24 protein-coding genes and 1 other RNA gene are annotated in these 21402 nt (G+C 38.9%); 10 read left to right on the top strand and 15 right to left on the bottom strand.

Translation table 11 applies throughout. The features are described 5' to 3' along the window. Positions 1-12 precede the first annotated feature (12 nt). Complete coding sequence (locus tag CDG59_RS06730; RefSeq protein WP_087544380.1) at positions 13-1086, bottom strand: NAD(P)H-dependent glycerol-3-phosphate dehydrogenase; 1074 nt, start codon at positions 1084-1086, stop codon at positions 13-15. A gap of 47 nt (positions 1087-1133) precedes the next feature. Further along, positions 1134-1712, bottom strand: a complete 579-nt coding sequence (locus tag CDG59_RS06725) for a nitroreductase (RefSeq protein ID WP_087544378.1) — start codon at positions 1710-1712, stop codon at positions 1134-1136. 195 nt (positions 1713-1907) lie between these two features. Here CDG59_RS06725 and CDG59_RS06720 point away from each other — a divergent pair, with 195 nt between their 5' ends. Then, a complete protein-coding gene (locus tag CDG59_RS06720; protein ID WP_087544376.1) occupies positions 1908-2291 on the top strand; it encodes a hypothetical protein in 384 nt (127 codons plus the stop codon). 46 nt (positions 2292-2337) lie between these two features. On the opposite strand, the gene CDG59_RS06715 is transcribed toward CDG59_RS06720, so the two are convergent. Both CDG59_RS06715 and CDG59_RS06710 read right to left on the bottom strand, forming a co-directional pair. Beyond that, complete coding sequence (locus CDG59_RS06715) at positions 2338-2580, bottom strand: hypothetical protein (protein WP_087544374.1); 243 nt, start codon at positions 2578-2580, stop codon at positions 2338-2340. A 140-nt stretch (positions 2581-2720) separates the two neighbouring features. Continuing rightward, positions 2721-3908, bottom strand: coding sequence for a phosphoglycerate kinase (locus CDG59_RS06710; RefSeq protein WP_087544372.1), 1188 nt, complete (start codon positions 3906-3908; stop codon positions 2721-2723). Between the two features lie 139 nt (positions 3909-4047). Here CDG59_RS06710 and CDG59_RS06705 point away from each other — a divergent pair, with 139 nt between their 5' ends. Continuing rightward, positions 4048-4431, top strand: a complete 384-nt coding sequence (locus CDG59_RS06705; RefSeq protein WP_004680899.1) for a DUF2237 family protein — start codon at positions 4048-4050, stop codon at positions 4429-4431. Then, positions 4431-5024, top strand: coding sequence for a Maf family protein (locus tag CDG59_RS06700; RefSeq protein ID WP_087544370.1), 594 nt, complete (start codon positions 4431-4433; stop codon positions 5022-5024). Before CDG59_RS06705 ends, CDG59_RS06700 begins: the two co-directional genes overlap by 1 nt. Positions 5025-5116: 92 nt before the next feature. Here CDG59_RS06700 and CDG59_RS06695 read toward each other — a convergent pair whose 3' ends face one another. The 3 genes from CDG59_RS06695 to CDG59_RS06685 form a co-directional block, all read right to left on the bottom strand. Then, positions 5117-6370 carry a serine hydrolase domain-containing protein gene (locus CDG59_RS06695; protein WP_087544368.1) on the bottom strand — a complete coding sequence of 418 codons (1254 nt, stop codon included), beginning with the start codon at positions 6368-6370 and terminating at the stop codon, positions 5117-5119. 82 nt (positions 6371-6452) lie between these two features. Beyond that, positions 6453-7307, bottom strand: coding sequence for a MaoC family dehydratase (locus CDG59_RS06690; RefSeq protein WP_087544364.1), 855 nt, complete (start codon positions 7305-7307; stop codon positions 6453-6455). A 67-nt stretch (positions 7308-7374) separates the two neighbouring features. After that, a complete protein-coding gene (locus tag CDG59_RS06685; protein ID WP_087536867.1) occupies positions 7375-8766 on the bottom strand; it encodes a 3-oxoacyl-ACP reductase in 1392 nt (463 codons plus the stop codon). 224 nt (positions 8767-8990) lie between these two features. On the opposite strand from CDG59_RS06685, the gene CDG59_RS06680 reads away from it, so the two are divergent. Beyond that, a complete protein-coding gene (locus CDG59_RS06680) occupies positions 8991-10517 on the top strand; it encodes an acetyl-CoA C-acetyltransferase (RefSeq protein ID WP_087536866.1) in 1527 nt (508 codons plus the stop codon). Positions 10518-10599: 82 nt separating this feature from the next. On the opposite strand, the gene CDG59_RS06675 is transcribed toward CDG59_RS06680, so the two are convergent. The 4 genes from CDG59_RS06675 to CDG59_RS06660 all read right to left on the bottom strand — a co-directional run bounded on the left by CDG59_RS06675 (position 10600) and on the right by CDG59_RS06660 (position 13062). Further along, complete coding sequence (locus CDG59_RS06675) at positions 10600-10950, bottom strand: hypothetical protein (RefSeq protein WP_075696634.1); 351 nt, start codon at positions 10948-10950, stop codon at positions 10600-10602. 124 nt (positions 10951-11074) lie between these two features. Further along, positions 11075-11860, bottom strand: coding sequence for a glutathione S-transferase N-terminal domain-containing protein (locus tag CDG59_RS06670; RefSeq protein ID WP_087544362.1), 786 nt, complete (start codon positions 11858-11860; stop codon positions 11075-11077). 11 nt (positions 11861-11871) lie between these two features. Then, complete coding sequence (gene rraA / locus CDG59_RS06665) at positions 11872-12384, bottom strand: ribonuclease E activity regulator RraA (RefSeq protein WP_087544360.1); 513 nt, start codon at positions 12382-12384, stop codon at positions 11872-11874. Between the two features lie 12 nt (positions 12385-12396). Then, on the bottom strand, positions 12397-13062 hold the full coding sequence (locus CDG59_RS06660; RefSeq protein ID WP_046739194.1) for an NAD(P)H-binding protein: 666 nt from the start codon (positions 13060-13062) through the stop codon (positions 12397-12399). 212 nt (positions 13063-13274) lie between these two features. Here CDG59_RS06660 and rpsT point away from each other — a divergent pair, with 212 nt between their 5' ends. Continuing rightward, positions 13275-13541, top strand: coding sequence for a 30S ribosomal protein S20 (rpsT, locus tag CDG59_RS06655; RefSeq protein WP_004639414.1), 267 nt, complete (start codon positions 13275-13277; stop codon positions 13539-13541). Positions 13542-13659: 118 nt separating this feature from the next. Here rpsT and CDG59_RS06650 read toward each other — a convergent pair whose 3' ends face one another. Next, positions 13660-14391: a histidine phosphatase family protein gene (locus CDG59_RS06650; RefSeq protein WP_087536862.1), complete on the bottom strand. Its 732-nt coding sequence runs from the start codon at positions 14389-14391 to the stop codon at positions 13660-13662. A 56-nt stretch (positions 14392-14447) separates the two neighbouring features. Continuing rightward, the gene (locus CDG59_RS06645) at positions 14448-15305 is read right to left on the bottom strand and encodes a 3'(2'),5'-bisphosphate nucleotidase CysQ (protein ID WP_087544358.1); all 858 of its coding nucleotides are present in this window, start codon (positions 15303-15305) and stop codon (positions 14448-14450) included. Between the two features lie 11 nt (positions 15306-15316). On the opposite strand from CDG59_RS06645, the gene CDG59_RS06640 reads away from it, so the two are divergent. The 4 genes from CDG59_RS06640 (at position 15317) to CDG59_RS06625 (ending at position 18167) form a co-directional block, all read left to right on the top strand. Next, complete coding sequence (locus CDG59_RS06640) at positions 15317-16021, top strand: HAD-IA family hydrolase (protein ID WP_087544356.1); 705 nt, start codon at positions 15317-15319, stop codon at positions 16019-16021. Continuing rightward, positions 16005-16433: an RNA-binding S4 domain-containing protein gene (locus CDG59_RS06635; RefSeq protein ID WP_005215468.1), complete on the top strand. Its 429-nt coding sequence runs from the start codon at positions 16005-16007 to the stop codon at positions 16431-16433. The genes CDG59_RS06640 and CDG59_RS06635 overlap by 17 nt, the downstream gene beginning before the upstream one ends. Before the next feature lie 158 nt (positions 16434-16591). Next, a complete protein-coding gene (gene recA / locus CDG59_RS06630; protein WP_004661473.1) occupies positions 16592-17638 on the top strand; it encodes a recombinase RecA in 1047 nt (348 codons plus the stop codon). Positions 17639-17684: 46 nt separating this feature from the next. Then, positions 17685-18167 (top strand): regulatory protein RecX, encoded by a 483-nt coding sequence (locus tag CDG59_RS06625; RefSeq protein ID WP_087544354.1) that lies wholly within the window; start codon positions 17685-17687, stop codon positions 18165-18167. Between the two features lie 10 nt (positions 18168-18177). On the opposite strand, the gene ffs is transcribed toward CDG59_RS06625, so the two are convergent. Then, positions 18178-18274: signal recognition particle sRNA small type (gene ffs / locus CDG59_RS06620), an RNA gene on the bottom strand. Positions 18275-18593: 319 nt separating this feature from the next. Here ffs and CDG59_RS06615 point away from each other — a divergent pair. Beyond that, positions 18594-19445: a YbgF trimerization domain-containing protein gene (locus CDG59_RS06615; RefSeq protein WP_087544352.1), complete on the top strand. Its 852-nt coding sequence runs from the start codon at positions 18594-18596 to the stop codon at positions 19443-19445. A gap of 68 nt (positions 19446-19513) precedes the next feature. Here the strand turns inward: CDG59_RS06615 and CDG59_RS06610 are convergent, their stop codons facing one another. Then, complete coding sequence (locus CDG59_RS06610) at positions 19514-21385, bottom strand: SurA N-terminal domain-containing protein (protein ID WP_087544350.1); 1872 nt, start codon at positions 21383-21385, stop codon at positions 19514-19516. Positions 21386-21402 lie beyond the last annotated feature (17 nt).

Here is a 21402-nt window from a genome sequence, read left to right as displayed (position 1 = left end):
ACAGTTTTCTGATTAAACTTCATGATGTGGTAAAACAAATTCTACATCACTACGATGACCATTTTTCATCAATGATAAAGCGATCGTCATTGGTGGCGCATTTTCAAAAATAACTTCATATAAGGCATTGGTAATCGGCATATAAACATCCAGTTCTTGTGCTTTAGCACGTACTTGGACAATGGTATTAATCCCTTCGGCTGTTTGACCTAATTCTTTAGTTGCTTGATCAAGTGTTTTACCCGAACCGAGTGCAAAACCAATTTGATAGTTGCGACTTAATGGACTATTACAAGTTGCGAATAAATCACCTACACCAGAAAGCCCTAAGAAAGTCAAAGGATTCGCACCCTGCTTGACTGCAAAACGGCTCATCTCAGCCAAAGCACGGGTCAAAATCATACTCTTGGTATTTTCACCAATGTTATAAGCTGCGCCCATTCCCATGGCAACTGCATAAATATTTTTTAATGCACCACCAAGTTCCACACCGTGTACATCATCACTACCAAACACACGGAACAATGCGCTATGCAAAGCATGTTGTACCGCATAGCGAACCAATTCCGATTCACTTGCAATCACTGTTCCTGATGGCATGCTTGCCATAATTTCTTTTGCTAGATTAGGACCTGATAAAACACCATAAGGAACTTCTGGTAATTCTGCGCGAATAATTTCACTCATAAAACTAAAGGTTTTTGCTTCAATGCCTTTGGTTAATGAAACTACTGCTTGGGCTGTAATAAACGGCGCAATTTGTTTTAAAACATCACGAAATGAGTGACTAGGAATTGCGACCAAAATAATATCTCGATCTCTTACTGCTAATTCTAAATCAGCAACAGCGCGCAAAGCTGGCTCTAATGGATAATCAGGTAAATAACGTTTATTAATATGTGTTTGATTAATTTCTTCTGCTACAGCCGCATCTCGAATCCAAATCATGGTATCGCAACCATTGCGTACAGCTAAATTTGCCATTGCTGTACCAAAACTTCCACCACCTAATACAGTAATTCTTAATGCTGTTTTTTGATCTACAGCCACAGGCTCAACTAAATCACTAAATTTTAACTCTGTCATTTTTTTTCCTGAAACCAATTTCTTTCTTTAATCATTCATCAATAAGATTAAACTTGTTGCCATATTTTTAAAAAATCTTGACTCTCTATTTCTGCACGAGGTGCAATCGTTTTAGCAGCTGTTCCAATATAAATAATACCAGAAATCAAATCTTGCTCTTTTAAGCCCAACTGTTGTTTAAGCCAATTGGATTCTACAACTGCACCAGAACGCCACATACTCGCAAAACCTTGTGCTTGCAAAGACAATAAAAAGTTCTGAATGGCTGCACCCGTACTTAAAATTTGTTCAAAATGCGGGACTTTCGGATGATCCTGAATTGTCGTAAGTGCTAAAACCAAAAGTGGCGCGCGAAATGGATGATGCTTCACCCTTTCTAATTGTGCAGGGTCATTTTCGCCCATATCAGCTAAAGCATTTGCTAAAAACTCACCAAAAGCCGCTCGTTGCTCAGGTGTTATAACCACAAAACGTGTTGGTTTTAAACGATGATGATCGGGTGCAGTTAATGCTGCTTGTACCGCTTTTTCGAGTTGTTTTGTATTCGGTGCTGGCTCAATTAATTGCCCAATAGATTGACGTTGATGAATATTTTGATGAATTGTCTCTATATTTGAGTCCGTCATTGACATGAATCTAACTAACACAAGGATTTGTTTAGATTAGCATAATCTAACTGATTTCTACCACGTTTAATCCTTGCTTAATCATCAATTTGAGAAATTTAACAGAGTGCTACTACAAACTGTACATAACCTGCAAAAGCAATTAAAAATAATATGTTCAAATAATCCAATGAGGTAACTACTTGAGAACAAGCAATGAAAAAAACGTTAATCATGAGTTTATTAGGTGGCTTGATACTCGGGCTCACCGCCTGTGCATCAACACCGACCAACACCTTAGCGATTCAAAAAGAAAATAATCAATATGAAGTGACGGGAATTGGTAAAACCAATTTGATCTCTAAAAATAATGCCATTAGTGCCGCTCAAAAAACTTGCACCCGAAATACATCACCAGTCGTGGTTGATGAGAAAACTGCATATCAAGGTGTTTTAAAAGGTGTAGTCGATGAACAAACAGGCAAATTGGTGGAAGCTGCTGCGGGTGTACTTGGAACGATTACAGGCAAAAATGCATCATTAGCCAAAGATGATGACTATCAAACAACGCTTACTTTCTATTGCAAAGCAAATTCATAAATATAAAAAAGCCGATATTAATATCGGCTTTTTTATTACATTCAGCTTAGTGAGCTTCGCTCGCAACCTCTTCTGAAGCTGGGCTTACTGCTTCAGCATTTTTCTTATCTTGTAATTCTGGCTTATCAATTGCGTTGATCGCAGCTTGTTGCTCTGGCGTAGTCGGTGCTGATACTTCTGAAGCTACTGGTTCTTGCTGTTCAACATTTTTTGCTTCTTCTTTCTTTCCACATGCAGTCAACATGATTGGAGCAATAATTAAAGCGGCAAGGGTTAATTTCATTTTCATCACGGCTTTCCACAGTTACTTGGTTAAGTTAATGACGATTATATTGCAAATATATGACATTTTAATGACACAATAAAAAGAGCCGATTGACATCGACTCTTTTTTTAATCACTTGTTATATAACAGAGGCTAAACCTGACTTAAGCACGCTCAAGTAACACAGCCACCGCAGGTAATGTTTTGCCTTCTACAAATTCTAAGAATGCACCACCACCCGTTGAAATATAACCGATTTGATCCGCTACTTCATATTTATCAATAGCTGCTAATGTATCACCACCACCTGCAATTGAAAAACCAGTAGATTCAGCAATTGCCAATGAAAGTGTCTTAGTCCCTTCACCAAATTGATCAACTTCAAATACGCCTACTGGACCATTCCAAAGAATCGTTTTTGATGTTTTTAAGATTTCTGCAAAAGCTTGTGCAGTTTCAGGACCAACATCTAAAATCATGTCAGTATCTGCAACATCTTCTACTTTCTTAACGACTGCTTGAGCGTTTGCCAAAGAACCTAAGAAGTCACTGAAGTCGATTTGAGTTGCATCAGCAACAACGACATCAGTTGGTAATGGAACACTTACTTTTGCAGCAATTTGTTTTGCAGTGTCAATTAAATCAGCTTCATAGAGAGATTTACCAACATTGAAACCAGCAGCAGCAAGGAATGTATTAGCAATACCACCACCCACAATCAATTGATCACAAATGCAAGAAAGTGAATTTAATACATCAAGTTTTGTTGATACTTTAGAACCCGCAACAATTGCCACCATTGGTTTTTCAGGTGTTTGCATTGCTCGACCTAGCGCATCTAATTCAGCGGCTAATAACGGACCAGCAGCAGCAACTTTAGCAAAACGTGCTACGCCTTCTGTTGACGCTTCTGCACGGTGAGCAGTACCAAATGCATCCATAACGAATACATCACAAAGTGCTGCATATTTTTGTGCAAGCTCTTCTTTATTTTTCTTTTCGCCATGATTGAAACGTACATTTTCAAGTAATACCACTTGACCCGCTTCAACCTCAACGCCATCTAAATAATCAGTAAATAATTTAACATCCTGACCCAAAGCAGTACTTAAATAAGCTGCAACTGGTGCAAGTGATTGCTCTGGCTTTGGCTCACCCTCTACAGGACGACCAAGATGAGAAAATACCATTACCGCAGCGCCTTTATCTAACGCAGCTTTGATTGTTGGTAATGCAGCACGTAAACGTGCATCGCTGGTAATTTCCCCATTTTTTACAGGAACGTTTAAGTCTTCACGAATAAGAACACGTTTACCTGCTAAATCAAGGTCAGTCATGCGCTGAAAATTCATGGATGGCTCTCTAGTTGATTTTAAAAACGGCACAATTTTAAATGATTCTCTAAAATAAAGGTGAGTTTTTTTGCAGAAAAGCTGTCTAAAATTTCACTTTTGATTATCATAATCATCGTCATTAAATCTTTGTATTCTTATGTCTATTCATCCTGATCCAAAAATTAATCGTTTAAATGTTCTTGGCGAACCTTTATCTAGTTGTTGCTTTGACCCAATCACGGGCTATTTCCGTAATGGTTTTTGCCATACAGCGGTCACGGACTTAGGTCAGCACACCATGTGCGCGCAAATGACGTCAGATTTTTTAAATTTTTCACAAAAAGTTGGGAATGATTTAATTACACCTTTACCAGAAGTGGGTTTCCCTGGATTAAAACCAGGTGATTTTTGGTGTATTTGTGTGACTCGTTGGGTTGAAGCATACGAAGCAGGTCATGCTCCACCGATTAAGTTGAATGCATGCCATAACGCGGTTTTGCATTATGTGCCACTGAATATTCTCGTGGAATATGCGGTCTAATGAATCAATTTGAATTGATTTTGGCATCGAGCAGCCAAACTCGTAAAAACTTGATGGATCGTTTACGATTGGACTATCGTTGTATTTCACCTGATATTGATGAATCTGCCATGGGTGAATTACATGCCGATGATTTAGCCAAGCGCCTTGCTTTTCAGAAAGCACGGGTTATTGCTGAACAGAATCCTAATGCGATTGTCATTGGTTCTGATCAAGTCGCTTGGCGTGAACACGCGCCATATGACTTTATCGGTAAGCCTTTAAGTGTTGAAAATGCTATTCAACAATTACAAGAAAACTCAGGGAAAATCGTGTTTTTTAGCACCGCTCTCAGTGTTCAGCACTTGCAATCTGGCTTTGAAACAACGCTTGTTGAGCATTACCAAGTGAAATTTCGCCAATTGACACTAACTGAGATTGAACGTTATATCGAAATTGATCAACCGTTACATTGCGCAGGCAGTTTTAAGTGTGAAAGCTTAGGGATTAGCTTATTTGAGAAAATGGTTGGTGATGATCAAACTACGTTGATGGGTCTACCCATGATTCAGTTATGCAAGATCTTACGTGCTTTCGAACTTAAGATTCCTTAGAAAACCTTATCTAAGCTTATTGAGATAAGGTATTTTTTCAGGTCATTGGAGGCTATTATTTACTATATGCAGCCTCATTACACCAGATCAAATTAAAACCAGCCTTTCCGCCCATTTAAGATTGCATCGGCACAGCGGAGCGTCTCTTGGCTCAAGCCCCATAAACGATAATCGCCTGTTGCAGAAGTGGTACTAAAATTATGCGTATAAGCGAAACTGAGTTCACGGTCAGGATCACACCATGCACCTGAACCATTAAAGCCCATATGTCCAAAACCATGTGGCGCACGTTTGCCCATTGTTAAAATACGGTGATAGCCTAAACGCCAATGCATTGGAATTGGCATCACTCGATCACGTGCTTTAGATTGTACGGTGCTTAACTGTTTAAACACTTCTGGACGAATCAATTGTTGACCTTTCCACTGCCCTTGATTGGCAAGCATTGCATAAACTTTGGCAAGACTATCTGCTGTAAACACCCCATTGGCGGCGGGAATCACGGCTTGTAGGCCTGCATCACTATAGAAGCTAAAATTACGCATGCCTTTGGGGATCATCGCATCTTGGAAATCTTCTGGGCTTTGTCCTGAAAATTCTAAGAACTTTTCTGATAATGAGGCTTTGCGTGGTGAATCAGTATTTTTAACTTGTGGCTTTGGTGCAGATGGTTTTTTAGGTTTTTCAAGTAAGCGTGCAACTCGCTGTAATTCAGAGTTTGGTGTACCAAAATATGCGCCATCCAACTCAAGTGGTTGCACCAAATAACGCTCCATTAACCTACTTAAAGGCTGTTTCGCTGCTTTTTCAATAACCCCACCCACGAGCCAACCATAAGTCAGCGGTTGATAAGCAAAACTTTGTCCTGCTTCAAAACGTGGTGTAGCAGCAGCCACTAGCTCTAACATATGCGACCAATCCAGCATTTCCATTGCTGTATCAATCAAATTGCGGATATCAAATAAACCACTTTGATGGGACAACACATGACGCAAAGTTATATTGGCTTTGCCATTTTGAGCAAACTCAGGCCAGTAGTGTGCAATAGGCGTATCGTAATCCAGTAAGCCTTCACTTACTAAAATATGTGCAAGTGTTGCCAATATGCCCTTACCTGTCGAATAGCACATCGACAAAGTATCTGCTTGCCAATCTTGATCTTGAAATTTTTTACCAGTAAAAATATCAACAACTTTCTGACCTTGGAAATATACCACCAACGCAGCGCCACCTTGATGGCTTCGTGCATCTTGCAAACGGCTGAATTGGGTTGCTAGGTCAATAAAACGATGATCAACCTTGCCATGATAGTTATGCGTATCGGCAAATAAAATCTCTTTAATCAATGCACATGTCCTTATGATATTTATATTTTTTAGAATAACCCTCTTGCGAACAAAAGGGCTGACTCAACCATACGATTCAGTATTAAAGTGCTTTCACTGTTCCCGCAACATGCGGCTTTTTAGATTTAACGTTACGAATCAAGAAGTCAGTTTGTTTTGATTCAGCAGCTGTTAAAAACTCAACAGTTGATGGTAAATACATCGGCAATTTAAACCAAACATCTGCTTCATAAGCAACTGGTAATTCAATACTCGCCAAAGCTTTTGCCTTACTCCACATGCCATGTGCAATCGCTTGTTTAAAACCAAATGCTTTAGCTGTGACTGCATGAATATGAATCAAGTTAAAATCACCTGAAATCAATGCGTAGCGGCGACCAGTATTCTCAGAAATATTCCATTCTGCTTTTGGCTGATATGCAGGCTCTTTAGATTCTTTCGATTTTTCAGAAGCTTTTTTCTCAGTTTTTTGACGAGATAAATAAGTCGTTAAACTTTCCATCACCACTTCACCACCCACTTTGGCAGTTGTAATGAAATCGAATTGTAAGCCTTTATCATGTGGCTGAAGTTCGCCAAATTTACATGACAACGTAATTTGCTCATTCACACCGATTTTACGAGTTTGTTTGATTTGGTTACGAATATGTACCAATCCTAAAATCGCAAATGGAAACGTTTCACTGGTCATCATATGCATTTGCAGACTTTGCGACAGTACTGCTAGATAAATTGCTGGTACCAAACCATCATTTTTAAAACCACAAATTTCGTTATAGCTTTCTAAATGTTTTGCATCAATCTTTAGGGTATCTACCACATATTCAACTTGTGGTAATACTTTTTCGCCTTTTGGCTTTTTAAAAATTAAACCTTGAATAACTTTTGGATAAGCTAAGTAAGGCTTTGGTAATTGACTAAAATGGCGTGTATTCATAATGAACCTTTCTATATTTTTATAAAAAAGGGATGCACAAGCACCCCCTCTTCAAAACTTTTAACGCTTAAGCGCCCAACAAGCTTTGACCGCATACGCGAACAACGTTGCCTGTCACACCTGTTGAACCAGTAGAAGCATACCAAGCAATTGCTTCAGCAACATCTACAGGTAAACCACCTTGGTTCATTGAGTTCATACGGCGACCAGCTTCACGAATCGCAAATGGAATCGCAGCAGTCATTTGAGTTTCAATGAAGCCTGGTGCAACCGCGTTGATCGTAATACCATTCTTCAATGTTGGTGCAGTAAATTTAACCAAACCAATTACGCCTGCTTTAGACACTGCATAGTTGGTTTGACCCAAGTTACCCGCGATACCACTGATTGATGATACACAAACGATACGACCATTTGCATTTAAACCATCATTAGAAAGTAAGTAATCGTTAACACGTTCAATTGCAGACAAGTTAATGTTGATGACTAGATCCCAAAGCTCTGGCTTCATGTTTGCCAAAGTTTTGTCACGAGTAATACCTGCATTGTGAACGATGACATCCAAACCGCCTTGTTTAGCCGCAGCAGTTTTGATTTTCTCGCCAGCGTCAGCAGCAGTAATATCGATTGCCAATACTGAACCGCCAATTGAACCCGCAACACGCTCAAGATCAGCTTGTTGTTGAGGAACATCTAAGCAAATCACATGTGCGCCATCACGTGCCAATACTTGTGCAATTGCTTCACCGATACCACGGCTTGCACCTGTTACGAGTGCGGTTTTACCCGCAAGTGGCTTAGCCCAATCTAATTTCACTGTTTCTGCTTTAGAAATACGGATCACTTGACCAGATACATAAGCAGAACGTGGTGAAATTAAGAAACGTAAAGTAGACTCTAAGTTTGCTTCAGCACCTTGATCTACATAAACCACTTGAGCAGTGATACCCTTTTTGAATTCTTTACCAACAGACTTCACAAAACCTTCAAGCGCACGTTGAGCAATCGCTTGTTTTACGGTTTTAGCTGTTTCAGGTGTTGTACCAATTACAATTACACGACCAGAACTTGAGATTTGACGTGCGATTGGATTAAAGAAGTTATACAACGCTTTTAACTGTTCAGAATCTTGAATACCTGAAGCATCAAATACGACCGCTTTAAACTTAGATTCTTTATCATCTGCATTTAAAGGGCGAAGGTTTAAACCTACTTTTGCAGCAGTTTGTTGTAATTCAACATTATTGCCTACGTAGCTATCTGCATGGATATTGCTAAGAACTTGAGCAATCGCAGCAGAAATTGTGCTTGAAGGTGCTGCGCCAAGCAATACGGCACCATTTACAACAGGTTGGGCACTTTCAAAACGATCTAAGCTAACTGGTGATGGTAAACCTAAATTTTTTACAACAAATTTACCCAAAGGTGATTGTGTAAATGCTTGGTATTGATCGGTCATGATTATTATCTCTCATACAAATGAATTTTTTACAAACATCTAAACCATGTCAGCAAAATAACATGAAACCAATGTTTGATTGACTCACAATAAATCATACTTGACTTCATGTCTGGATGTCTTGACCTGAATGTGGTCTAAAGCGTCATTCTAGTCAATACAGCAGTACTGGAAATATGCTATGGTTATAGTAAGAATATCGCAATTATGCTTGGAAAAGCCTTATGAGCAAAACAACTCAAGAAAATCCAGCAGTCGAGAATTCTGCTCAAGAGACTGTGTCAAATACATCAAAAGCAACTTCTACTCCAAGTAAAAGTGCTGACGCAACTCCTAAAGCAGCAAGTACGACAACTAAAACGACTCGTCCTCGTTCTACCAGTCGTAGTACAAAAAGCACTGCTTCTTCTACATCTACAAAAGCAGCAACAGCTAAAACAACCAAACCTTCTGTTCAACAGGATAAAACCATGAGCCAAAACACTGTTCGCCGTGTTGCCATTATTGGCGGTAACCGTATTCCATTCGCTCGTTCAAACGGCGCATATTTCACTGCCTCAAACATGGATATGTTCACCGCAGCATTAAACGGCTTAGTTGAGCGTTTTAACCTACAAGGCCAACGTTTAGGTGAAGTGGTTGCAGGTGCGGTATTAAAACACAGCCGTGACTTCAACATGACTCGTGAGTGTGTTTTAAATACTCAGCTTGCACCAGAAACTCCAGCTTATGACATTCAACAGGCATGTGGTACTGGCTTACAGGCAGCTTTCCTTGTTGCAAACAAAATTGCTTTGGGTCAAATCGAAGTGGGTATTGCAGGTGGTGTTGATACCACATCTGATGCACCGATTGCATTGGGTGACGGTTTACGTAAAGCTTTGCTTGAGCTGAACATCGCTAAAACAGGTAAAGATCGCCTTAAAGCATTGAAAAAAATCAATGTTAAAGATTTGATGGATGCACCGAAAAATGGTGAGCCACGTACAGGTCTTTCAATGGGTGACCATCAGGCAATTACTGCTCTTGAGTGGGGCATTAGCCGTGAAGATCAAGATGCTTTAGCAGCTTCTTCTCATCAAAAAATGGCAAAAGCATACGAAGAAGGTTTCTTCGATGACTTAATCACACCGTTCTTAGGTTTAAGCCGTGACAACAACTTACGTGCTGACTCAACTGCTGAGAAATTAGCAAAATTAAAACCAGTATTTGGTAAAGGCGAAGCTGCAACAATGACAGCGGGTAACTCTACTCCACTTACTGACGGTGCTTCATGCGTACTTTTAGCTTCTGAAGAGTGGGCTAAAGCAAATGGTCACGAAGTTCTTGCTTACCTAACTTTCACTGAAACTGCTGCGGTTGATTTCGTGGGTAAAAAAGAAGGCTTATTGATGGCTCCTGCTTATGCAGTTCCACGTATGCTTGAGCGTGCTGGTCTTAAACTTCAAGATTTCGACTACTACGAAATCCACGAAGCGTTTGCATCACAAGTACTTTCTACTTTGAAAGCTTGGGAAGATGAGAAGTTCTGTAAAGAGCGCTTAGGCTTAGATGCACCTTTAGGTTCAATTGATCGTAGCAAATTAAACGTTAAAGGTTCTTCTTTAGCTGCGGGTCACCCATTCGCTGCAACTGGTGGTCGTATCATCGCGACTGCTGCGAAAATCTTAAACCAAAAAGGTTCAGGTCGTATCTTAGTTTCGATCTGTGCTGCTGGCGGTCAAGGTGTAACAGCAATTATTGAAAAATAATCGTTAGCTTGCATAATAAAAAGCTGAATCAAATGATTCAGCTTTTTTATTTAGATATTAAAACTCATAAAAATATTTATACTTATCTTGGTCTTTGAAACTTCACATAATAATCATTTAAAACTTTAATGATTTGCTTTAACTCTTTAAGGTTTTCTTCTGTATTTCCTAAGCGCTCAACAAATCGCTGTGAGTGCAATTCCAAATCAATCTTTTCATTAATTTGTGGTGCAATCCTAAACAGTTTCTCTAGATCATCAAATCGATCTAATTTTCGATTTGAGAAATATTCCAGACGAAATCCTAACTCATTCAAAACGATGCCCCTATAAATTGCACCGCGACTATCAAAAACCAAGTCATTTTCTTTGAGGAATAACTGCTCAGGTGTTTCCTTTGAACTTTTGAATAGGTTCGTTAGTTGGCTTAACATTTTGGAATTGATCATATGGCTATTTCGAGCCTATTAAACCGCTAAACCAATCATTGAAGCAACTGCTAGACTCCATATATAAAAAAAGCATCTTCTAAAAGATGCTTTTTTACAATTTATTCTATTATCCGTACTGTTTCTTTAGATACTCAACAATTTTAGCTGATTCAAACATTTTCACACCCGTATTCGGATCAACCAAATATGGAACCTGAATATCTCGTCCCATCACTTCAACAGTCTTTTCACGCTTACCATTTGGTAGTGGAATATATTTTCCTGGTTTTAAACGCAAAATCGCAGGACCCATATCTTGCCAACGCTCTTTCGCAACATTATGCAAAATATACGGAATTTCCAATTCAGTCAGAACTTCACGAACCAATCGTGTATAGGGACTTCCTTCAAAACTCCACAATTCAAGTAATTGTTTTGGTGCTGCTCGATTAACAATTTTCTTGTTAATCCATACACCACGTGCTGCATTTGCAAGTGAGGCTAAAGCAGAAACATAAGGAAGCTTTGGATAGTGGCTGAATTTTTTCGGCGTTTTCCCAGTTTTACCATAGTGTTTGAATAGATGATGAATGATCTCTTGTGACTCATAGAGTTGATCACCCGTGTTTTCATCAATCAAAAAAGGAAACTGTTTTTTACCACCTTTTTCTTTAACGATTTGTCGATATTTTTGACCACCTTTCGGACATGGATAAATTTCCACATCCAGATTCAGCATGGTAATCACTTCACGAACACGGCGACAAAAGGGTGAACCTTCAAACTCATAAAGTTTTAACGGTTTCGAAGGCTGATTCGGTTGGGGTGTTCCCATCACACCTCTTCCGCCTTCAATTAAAGTTGCAACAACAGATTGTAAAACCTTAAATTGATGATTCACCATTTTGAGCATATTGCTATCCTTTAGCAGTCAATTAGTTTTTCTTTCGCGATTACGATGCCATTATTATCAGCATAGATATAATCGCCAGAATTGATCGTCACACCACCAAAATACAATGTAATATCAACTTCACCTATGCCCTTACGATTACTTTTTTGTGGAATTGCAGCCAATGCATGCACACCTAAATCAAGTTCGGCAATTGCATCCACATCACGTACACAGCCATAAATCACCACGCCATTCCATTGGTTCTTCACCGCCGATTCTGCAATCAAGTCACCCATCAGGGCGCAACGCATAGAAGCGCCACCATCTACAACCAGCACCTTACCTGCACCATCAGTTGCCAATAGCTCTTTTACACGTGAGTTATCTTCAAAACACTTGACTGTTACAATCTGCCCACCAAAGGTTTTACGCGCACCATAACTTTTAAAAAACTTACCGTCTAATGATGGTGTTACGACCTGTAAATCTTTCTCAGGATTATCATCTAACAAGTCGCAAGTTACAAAAGGAATCGTAGTCACTGAAAATCTCCATTATTGGGTTTGTTGTATCATCAAATTATCGTACAGCTTGAATGCTGCTGTCTGAGTTTGAGCTGCATTTAGCATAGTATGCGCCAATTGTTCTGCGGTTACAGGCTTATATTTAAACGGCTTGGTCCAAGTCTTTTCAACCAATTTGAATAGCGTTTGTGCCACATCTTCTAAAACTCGTACTTCACTACGCTTACCAATTAAGAGTGACGGTTGAAAAATTGAGAGCTTATACATCGACAAGCTTTTTAAGTAGTTTTCCAACTCACCTTTAACTTTATTATAGAAAACTGGTGAATTAGCATTCGCTCCTAAAGCACTGACCACCAATAAATGAATATTTTTATCTTGGATTAAATCAGCAAAATGAGCATTAATTTCATAGTCAATTGCGTAAAATGCTTGTTTCGATCCAGCTTGTTTAATGGTGCTACCTAAGCAACTAAATGCATGAGTATAAGTGCTTACATCTTCATCATTCAAAAGCAAAAAATCTTCTAGAATAAGTTGGGTCACTTTACTATAAGATTTTAATTTATCTGAATTTTTCCTTACAACAACAGTCACAGAACTAAAATCATTTGACTGTTCCAATTCAGCCACAAGTGCTTCACCCACTAGCCCCGTAGCACCAATAACAATTGCCTTTTTGTCACCTATTCTCATTTTTATTTATTCCGAATCATAACTAAGCCTAATGTAACGTTTTCTTGCAAGATTATCACCTGTTAAATGTACTTAAAAGTATCACAAGGCTTGACTTCGGGGCTTAGTTTCCTCAAAATATGGCACTTGTTTACGGGCTGGTGAATGTTGCCAATATTTTTTGGTTTTAACTTCAGCCCGCCCAGACCAACTTATTTTCAAGGAGTGCACGAGTGGCAAACTCTGCTCAAGCTAAAAAACGTGCTCGTCAAAACGTTAAAGCACGTAAACACAACGCAAGCTTGCGTTCTATGGTTCGTACTTACATCAAACGTACTGTAAATGCGATCGCTGCTGGTGACTATGCTGTTGCTTCAGAAGCTTATAAAACAGCTGTACCTGTAATCGACCGTATGGCTGATAAAGGCATCATCCACAAAAATAAAGCTGCTCGTCACAAGAGCCGCTTAAACGCTCAAATTAAAGCATTAGCTAACTAATTTGATGCATGTAAAAAAGCCCGATTTTCGGGCTTTTTTATTATCTTCAACTTAGTAATGCAACGTTAGTAGTTTTTTAATTTTAAATTGCACAATTAAATCATACTCTTAAAAAATCTTATTTATTCTGAAAATCTTTAATAACCAATTCATGCTTTTGACCACGCCAGATCCATTTTAGCTTACTACTGCTAAAATCCTCACCTTCAAACCACACAAATAAGCCCTCCATCATCTCAGGCCAATCCGACTTATCAATTTGTGTTTGACCTGAAATCACAGCAACGATCGCCGCAATAATGGTGTCGTGACTAACAGCCAAGCTCAAACCTTGATGTTGCGTTGGATGGGTATGATATAAGAGCTCCAGAACATCAAAAACGCCTGTAATTGGATGTTTCATACCAGGCAAAGCATTATTCACAAAGCTATTAATAAACCCTAATGCACCTTGTTTACGAAAGTAAGGGGCTGCTTGCTGAATATCCAATACAAAGCTTCCGGGTTCTACTAACAATCGCTGCTCAACAATTTCGATCGTATGCGTATTTATTGCCTCGTGAATCCCATCTGCACCTTGAATCATTAATGCAGCCGTATCAACACAACGCTGAATCGGACTAGAGATACAATGTTGAATTGCTCGATCCGTATTTTTAATAAGATATTGACCCCATGCATAAGCCAAATCTCGACCTTGTTCCGTTAATTGCAAGTCATAACCAGCCAAACCCTGCCCATTCACCAATTCACGCAACGAATGGCGAGTAAACAGTGTTACAGGAATTGAGGCATCAGGAAGCAGATCAACTGCTTCAAACATGCTTTTTGGCAATAAATGCAGAGCCATATCACAATTTACAAAAGATGAGAATTTAGCTCACTATACCATGCAGACGACAAGACTCAATCTAAAATGCCTGAATGCGCCAAGGCCTCATAAGCAATTTTTTTGCAATATTGATCTCTAAAAGCAATAAAACCACCATTCAATACCGTTTCACGCTGATTGTATTGAAATGGTTTTCCATCCAGAGTCATCAATCCACCACCGATACTTTCGAGTAAAGCTTGTCCTGAACTGGTATCCCACTCTGAGGTTGGATGAAATCTTGGATAGATATCAATTTCACCTTCTAACATCATGCAGAACTTATAGGCACTCCCTGCCTCACGTCTTTCTACAGCACGATCTCGCAAAATTGGTTCGATAAAATTTTTATACTTTGGATTTTTACTGTTATGACTCAAACCAATTTGAAGCGGTGTTGTCAAATCATGTTCTTCGACCTGATATTGAAACCATTCTTGACGGCTAAAACTATACTTATTAGGTAACTGTGACTGATAGCCAATATACATGACCTGTTCACAGGGTACGGCAATAATCGCAAAAGTCGTTTCATTACCCTCGATCAAGCTTAAATTAATCGTAAATTCATCACGCTCATGAATAAACTCTTTCGTACCATCCAAAGGATCGAGCATCCAGCAACGTGACCAAGCAGATCGAGCAGAATAATCACTCTCCTCTGACAACACTGGTAACTCTGGCGTAAATTCCGCTAACTGCTTTAATAAAAAACGATTTACTTTTAAATCTGCCTGAGTCACAGGCGAATCATCACTTTTTTCCTGAATATTAAACTCACCACCCGCACAATAATTTTGATATTCTTCCAATAATATTTGACTTGCCTGCGCCATGATTGGCACAAGTTTCAGAATAAATTGATCTTGTGGGGCAAGCGTTTTAATAAACATAGATCAGCCTTATGTCATATTCAGATTTACAGCAGCAGCCTATCGCCATGTTCGACATGGATGGCACATTACTCGATTTAGCCTTCGATGATTTTATTTGGAATCATTGTTTACCTGAACGTCATGCCCAAACACATCAATGCAGTTTAGAGCAAAGTAAACAAACACTATTCCAATTTTACCAACAGCATAAGCATACACTATCTTGGTATTCTTCGGCGTATTGGACTGCTAAAGTTGGCGTAGATGTTTTACAACTACAATATGAACACCGTGAAAAAATTCGCGCACGTAAAGGTTGTCATGAATTATTAGAACAACTCAAAGCTCAAGGCTATCGCTGTTGGTTACTGACCAATGCTGATCGAGCAGGCTTACAACTGAAGCTTGAAAATGTCGAACTTAGCCCTTACTTTGAAGTCATGATCAGTAGTGAAGAGCTTGGGCATGCCAAAGAAGAAGTCGCTTTTTGGCAAAAGTTACAGCAAATACATCCATTTGATCCAGCTCAAGCAATATTTATTGATGATACGGTTGCGGTACTCCAAGGTGCTGAACGTTTTGGTATTAACCAATTGTTTAGCATTTTACAACCGTCTAGTGCTAAACCAGCTCGACTCGCTACGGAAATAGCGTATCCATCACTCGATCATTTAACCAATCTCTTTGATTATCTTGACACCAACTTACAGGTAACAGATGCCAAAACAGCATGAATCAGACAGCATGGATGCCATGCGCATTGATAAATGGCTTTGGGCTGCACGTTTTTTTAAAACACGCTCTATTGCCAAAGCCGCAATTGAAGGTGGTAAAGTCCATCACAACAATGACCGCGTTAAAGTTTCTAGAGACGTCCGTATTGGAATGGAACTCACCATCCAGCAAGGTTTTGAGAAAAAGACCGTTGTTGTGAAAGCACTATCAGCTGTTCGAGGTGGTGCTCCCATGGCTCAACTTCTTTATGAAGAAACGCCTGAAAGTATTGAACGCAGAGAGTTGCATGCATCACAGCGAAAATTGCATAATCTAGCCCGACCTGATCACCGACCAAGTAAAAAAGATCGTCGTGATATCAATCGTTTTAAACAAGAAAATGTACAATCATGGTCATATCATGATGAATAAAATTTTCTAATTTGGACGCGTCATCTTGTGTCGTATTGGCACAGATCAGATGTGGAATATACAACTAGAATCTGCCACTATACTCAAGTCCCAACAAGTTGAGATTCAATACATCCACTTGGGTTAGTCGTTAAGAAATAAAGTTTTGAGGTTTTGAGATGGATGATAATAAAAGCAAGGCGTTACAAGCAGCCTTAAGCCAAATTGAAAAGCAATTTGGTAAAAATACCGTGATGCGCTTAGGTGATAATACTGTACAAGCTGTTGAAGCAGTTTCTACAGGTTCTTTAACTCTCGATATCGCGTTAGGGATTGGCGGATTACCTAAAGGTCGTATTATCGAAATTTATGGTCCTGAATCTTCAGGTAAAACTACCATGACATTACAAGCGATTGCTCAATGTCAAAAAAATGGCGGTACCTGTGCCTTTATCGATGCAGAACATGCATTAGATCCAGAATATGCACGTAAGCTTGGCGTAGATATTGATAATCTATTGGTTTCACAACCTGACCACGGTGAGCAAGCACTCGAAATCGCCGATATGTTAGTGCGTTCGGGTGCAATCGATTTAATCGTTGTCGACTCTGTAGCAGCATTAACCCCTAAAGCCGAAATTGAAGGCGAAATGGGTGACTCGCACATGGGCTTACAAGCACGCTTAATGAGTCAAGCTCTGCGTAAAATTACAGGTAATGCGAAACGCTCGAACTGTATGGTGATCTTCATTAACCAAATCCGTATGAAGATTGGTGTGATGTTTGGTAGTCCAGAAACCACTACAGGTGGTAATGCACTTAAATTCTACGCTTCTGTACGATTAGACATCCGTCGTATTGGTCAAGTGAAAGAAGGTGACGAGATCACAGGTAACGAAACGCGTGTTAAAGTTGTAAAAAACAAAATGGCGCCTCCGTTCAAAGAAGCTGTGTTCCAAATCATGTATGGCAAAGGCACTAATCAGTTAGGCGAATTGGTTGATCTTGCTGTTCAACAAGACATCGTACAAAAAGCGGGTGCTTGGTATTCTTATCAAGGTAATAAAATTGGTCAAGGTAAAAATAACGTGATTCGACATTTTGAGGAAAATCCAGCAATGGCTCAAGAAATCGAAAAGGTCATTCGTGAACAACTTCTTACTAAAAACAACAAAGAAGCAGCTCAAACTGAAGATGAAGAAGAACCAGATTTTTTAGAAAGCTAAGCTGAAACGCCCTTCGGGGCGTTTTTCTTTCAAGAGGATATAAAACTTGTTTAATTCTGAAAAAATAGAGAAACCGAAAACACTAACAGGTGCAAGATTACGCTCTTATGCATTTGCCCTTCTTACACGTCGGGATTATTCGAAAGCAGATCTCGAAGCAAAATTAAATCAATATGCGATCAATCCAGAAGAAGTCGCAAATCTAGTTGATGAGTTAGCACAACAAAATTACCAAAGCGACCAACGTGTTGCAGAACTCACATTGGCCAGTCAACTTAGAAAAGGTAAAGGATTACAAAGAATTAAACAGGCTTTAAAAGCAAAACAACTCGATACAGAACTTATTACAGAAGAACTTTCAGAGGTCGATTGGCTAGATCAAGCTTATCAACTCAAAATAAAGAAATTCGGGATGGAAGTAGAGACTGATCCTAAACTAAAAGCAAGACAAATTAGATTCTTACAGTACCGAGGATTTGATATGGGAATAATTATGAAAGCAATTGCCCGAACGAGCGATGAAGAATAAATGGTGGCAACCCCACTAGCATGACTTCGGCACATCATAGTTCTACTACCGTTGCTACCTTCCGGTCCTGGCGGGGTTCATAGAGTACAATTGCGAAGCTACCAGCAGGGCTACCATTGCCTGACAAAGTATAGAGATTTTTACCTGAGTTGCAAGACTTGTCTCTGTTTTTAAGTGACTTTTTGATTCAATTGCTTATTTCATCAGCAAAATCTATCTCTATATTATCCGTTTAATTTAAATATGTATAAACATTAAACAACAGATAATTTCTTTATTCGAAAAATGCTTGAAGATTGTAAATGCTTATTGCATTTAAATGAGTTGCTGCTTTAATGACTAAATCAAAAACATAGATCTAGTGTGCCACAAGTAAACATGAGGACTTGTTCGCTCACGGCTTTTTAACTTTATGGATGAATTTTTATGTTAAAAAAGTATTCCGTACTTTTTACTGCCTTACTCGCTAGCGCACATTTATATGCAAATGTTCCCATTGAATCTCGTGCACTAAGCCAGACGATTGCAGATAATACAAATATCTCTAATACTGGCTCAAACCTAAATTGGGATCTCATTCAAAAGAACCAAAAACTAGAAGAAGAAGTTCGAAAATTACGAGGACAATTAGAAGAGCATGACAATTCAATTGAACAACTGAAAAAAGAGTTGGCAAATCGCTATACAGATTTAGATCAACGCTTAGAATTACTCTCTCAAAAAATTGACCCACCAGAAGAAAATACAGAACCAAAAAATAGTACGACAACTGATATAGTAAAAACAGAAACAAACTCAGCTCCAACATCAACAGCTCCTAGTCCTGTAAAACAAGACACAGTCCCTCAGACACCTGTCGTACAACCGAAGTCAAATACCGCTACCACAAGCAATACCAACAACCAAATTGAGCTAGAAAAAGCAGCATATACGGTTGCTCTAGATGCCTACAAACAAGGTGGTGCAAAAAAAGCCATCCAACCAATGCAAAATTTCATTAAGAACCACCCAAATGGAATTTATGTTGGAAACGCTTACTTTTGGCTAGCTGAGTTTTATTTAGCGGTTGAACCTGTTGACTATAAAGCAGCCAAGCAAAACTATAATATCGTAGTAACACGCTATCCCAATTCAGCAAAAGCTTCTCGAGCGGTTTATCAACTTTATAGCATTGCAAAAGAAGTCGATAAAAACACTGCTCTTGCCAATAAGTATAAAACAAAGTTGCTTAACCAATATCCACAATCCGAAGAAGCTAAATTTATTCAGAAAAAATAATGTTTATAATGCACAAAAAAGCCAGTTCATAAGAACTGGCTTTTTAAATTTCAAAGCTTAGATCAAACTTATTTGATTTTCGCCTGTGATTTTAAATAATCAGTATAGTCTTCTAGTAACTGCTGACCACGGAACTGCTGATACAACTTAGTTAACTCAGCAATTTGCTCTGGCGGTAACTCATTTGCAGCATTAGTATTCACGTTTGAAACCGCAACGATAACCAACTCATTAGGTAATTTTGCTGTCGTAGCAGACCACATACCTTCTTTAGTTGGCGCTGAAATACTGAAAGCAGCACGTTCAATTGCACGCTTTAAACCTTGAGAACGTGCAAATGTACCTGCATCTTCAAAAGTGACTTGTGATTTTGCAACAACTTGTGCGGCAGGTAACGCTTTAAAATCAGCTAAAATCTTTGCAATTTTTGCTTGCGCAGCTTTATACGCCTTTGCTTCAATGACTTTTGCTTTTACTTCAGCAGTCGCTTGATCTAATGGTTTAACACCCGCTGCATGGTAATTACGGACTTTAATCCAAATCGTATCACCATTCGCTAACTGAATATTAGAAGATGCATTACGGTCACCGTTTTTCACATCATCATTAAACAATTTTGCTTTAACATTTAAATCGCTCAAATAAGGGTTTTGAGTGGTTAAGGTCACGCCATTTAAAGATTCAACACGAGCACCCTTCACTTCTTGAGCAACCGCTTCTAAAGAGTCATTACCCACAACCATTTCATTTAAGCTATTTACAGTATCGCTAAATAAATTTGCAGTTTTTGCCTTCTGCACTTCAGCTGTTAAGCGAGCTTTCTCACTCTCAAATGAAGGAATATTTGCAACTGGTGCATTTGCTTCAATAATATGGTAGCCATATTGTGTTTTAACAGGTTTAGAAACTTCACCATTCTTTAAAGCATTAACCGCATTATCAAAGTCGGCTGAGAAAATACCTGGCGCATAAGCATCAACCAAACCACCCTGTGCTTTTGAAGTCGGGTCTTCAGAAAATTGTGCAGCCGCTTGAGCAAATGACATTCCACCTTGAATCTTGACATAAACATCATTCGCAATTTTTTGAGCTGCTGCCGCATCGCGCGCATCAGTTGTAATTAAAATATGCTTCACTTCACGTTTTGCATCTTTCTGCTGCTTTTCAACAAAAGCCTTATAAGCTTGTTGTAAATCAGCCTCAGTGATATTTAAATTAGTTTGAGGCAATAATGCTGGGCTTAAAACCACATAATCAACATCAACACTCGCAACTTGCTTAAATTCATTTTTATGCTTGTTGTAGTACTCTGTTATTTCTTGAGTCGACGCAGTCAAACCTTTTTTATAATCATCCAACTTAATACTTGCTAAATGCAAAGTACGCTGTTCTGTTTGCAAACTCGCAAGCTGATGTAAATCAGATTGACTTACCAACGCATAATCTAACAAAGTCGATGAAATCATTTTTAGGGCATGATCTTGACGCAAACTTGCGATTAAAGCTTGGTTAGTCATTCCAACTGAACGTAAATAATTTTCATACAACTTTTGAGAAAACTTTCCATTTTCTTGGAAACTTGGTTGTTGTGCCAACATTTGCTCTAGCTGAGTATCGCTTAAAGAAATACCTAATTTTTCTGCCTGTTGTTGCAATAAAGAGCGTGCAATCAGCGCATCTAAAGCTTTTTGCTGAATAACGGGCTGATTTAAAAGAGACTCATCACCCTTTACCATTGATAAATATTGATCTTTATAATTTTTAGTCGCACTTTCCAAGTCTTTATTAGAAATATCTTGTCCGTTAACGGATTTCGCAACGTCTGCTTTATTACTGCCGCTAAAATATCCTTCAATACCTACAAGCGCTAAAGGGGTCAAAAACAAAACTAATAGGACTTTGCCAAGCCAACCCTTAATGACTGTACGAAATGATTCCATAAGTATTCCAATATTTT

The sequence above is a fragment of the Acinetobacter sp. WCHA29 genome (assembly GCF_002165335.1).
Taxonomy (GTDB): domain Bacteria; phylum Pseudomonadota; class Gammaproteobacteria; order Pseudomonadales; family Moraxellaceae; genus Acinetobacter.
This window is presented reverse-complemented; position numbering and strand designations above follow the sequence as displayed.

Coding starts and splice junctions, on each gene's coding strand:
- CDG59_RS06730 (WP_087544380.1), bottom strand. CDS start 1,086: ATGACAGAGTTAAAATTTAGTGATTTAGTTGAGCCTGTGGCTGTAGAT.
- CDG59_RS06725 (WP_087544378.1), bottom strand. CDS start 1,712: ATGACGGACTCAAATATAGAGACAATTCATCAAAATATTCATCAACGT.
- CDG59_RS06720 (WP_087544376.1), top strand. CDS start 1,908: ATGAAAAAAACGTTAATCATGAGTTTATTAGGTGGCTTGATACTCGGG.
- CDG59_RS06715 (WP_087544374.1), bottom strand. CDS start 2,580: ATGAAAATGAAATTAACCCTTGCCGCTTTAATTATTGCTCCAATCATG.
- CDG59_RS06710 (WP_087544372.1), bottom strand. CDS start 3,908: ATGAATTTTCAGCGCATGACTGACCTTGATTTAGCAGGTAAACGTGTT.
- CDG59_RS06705 (WP_004680899.1), top strand. CDS start 4,048: ATGTCTATTCATCCTGATCCAAAAATTAATCGTTTAAATGTTCTTGGC.
- CDG59_RS06700 (WP_087544370.1), top strand. CDS start 4,431: ATGAATCAATTTGAATTGATTTTGGCATCGAGCAGCCAAACTCGTAAA.
- CDG59_RS06690 (WP_087544364.1), bottom strand. CDS start 7,307: ATGAATACACGCCATTTTAGTCAATTACCAAAGCCTTACTTAGCTTAT.
- CDG59_RS06685 (WP_087536867.1), bottom strand. CDS start 8,766: ATGACCGATCAATACCAAGCATTTACACAATCACCTTTGGGTAAATTT.
- CDG59_RS06680 (WP_087536866.1), top strand. CDS start 8,991: ATGAGCAAAACAACTCAAGAAAATCCAGCAGTCGAGAATTCTGCTCAA.
- CDG59_RS06675 (WP_075696634.1), bottom strand. CDS start 10,950: ATGTTAAGCCAACTAACGAACCTATTCAAAAGTTCAAAGGAAACACCT.
- CDG59_RS06670 (WP_087544362.1), bottom strand. CDS start 11,860: ATGCTCAAAATGGTGAATCATCAATTTAAGGTTTTACAATCTGTTGTT.
- CDG59_RS06660 (WP_046739194.1), bottom strand. CDS start 13,062: ATGAGAATAGGTGACAAAAAGGCAATTGTTATTGGTGCTACGGGGCTA.
- CDG59_RS06650 (WP_087536862.1), bottom strand. CDS start 14,391: ATGGCTCTGCATTTATTGCCAAAAAGCATGTTTGAAGCAGTTGATCTG.
- CDG59_RS06645 (WP_087544358.1), bottom strand. CDS start 15,305: ATGTTTATTAAAACGCTTGCCCCACAAGATCAATTTATTCTGAAACTT.
- CDG59_RS06640 (WP_087544356.1), top strand. CDS start 15,317: ATGTCATATTCAGATTTACAGCAGCAGCCTATCGCCATGTTCGACATG.
- CDG59_RS06635 (WP_005215468.1), top strand. CDS start 16,005: ATGCCAAAACAGCATGAATCAGACAGCATGGATGCCATGCGCATTGAT.
- recA (WP_004661473.1), top strand. CDS start 16,592: ATGGATGATAATAAAAGCAAGGCGTTACAAGCAGCCTTAAGCCAAATT.
- CDG59_RS06615 (WP_087544352.1), top strand. CDS start 18,594: ATGTTAAAAAAGTATTCCGTACTTTTTACTGCCTTACTCGCTAGCGCA.
- CDG59_RS06610 (WP_087544350.1), bottom strand. CDS start 21,385: ATGGAATCATTTCGTACAGTCATTAAGGGTTGGCTTGGCAAAGTCCTA.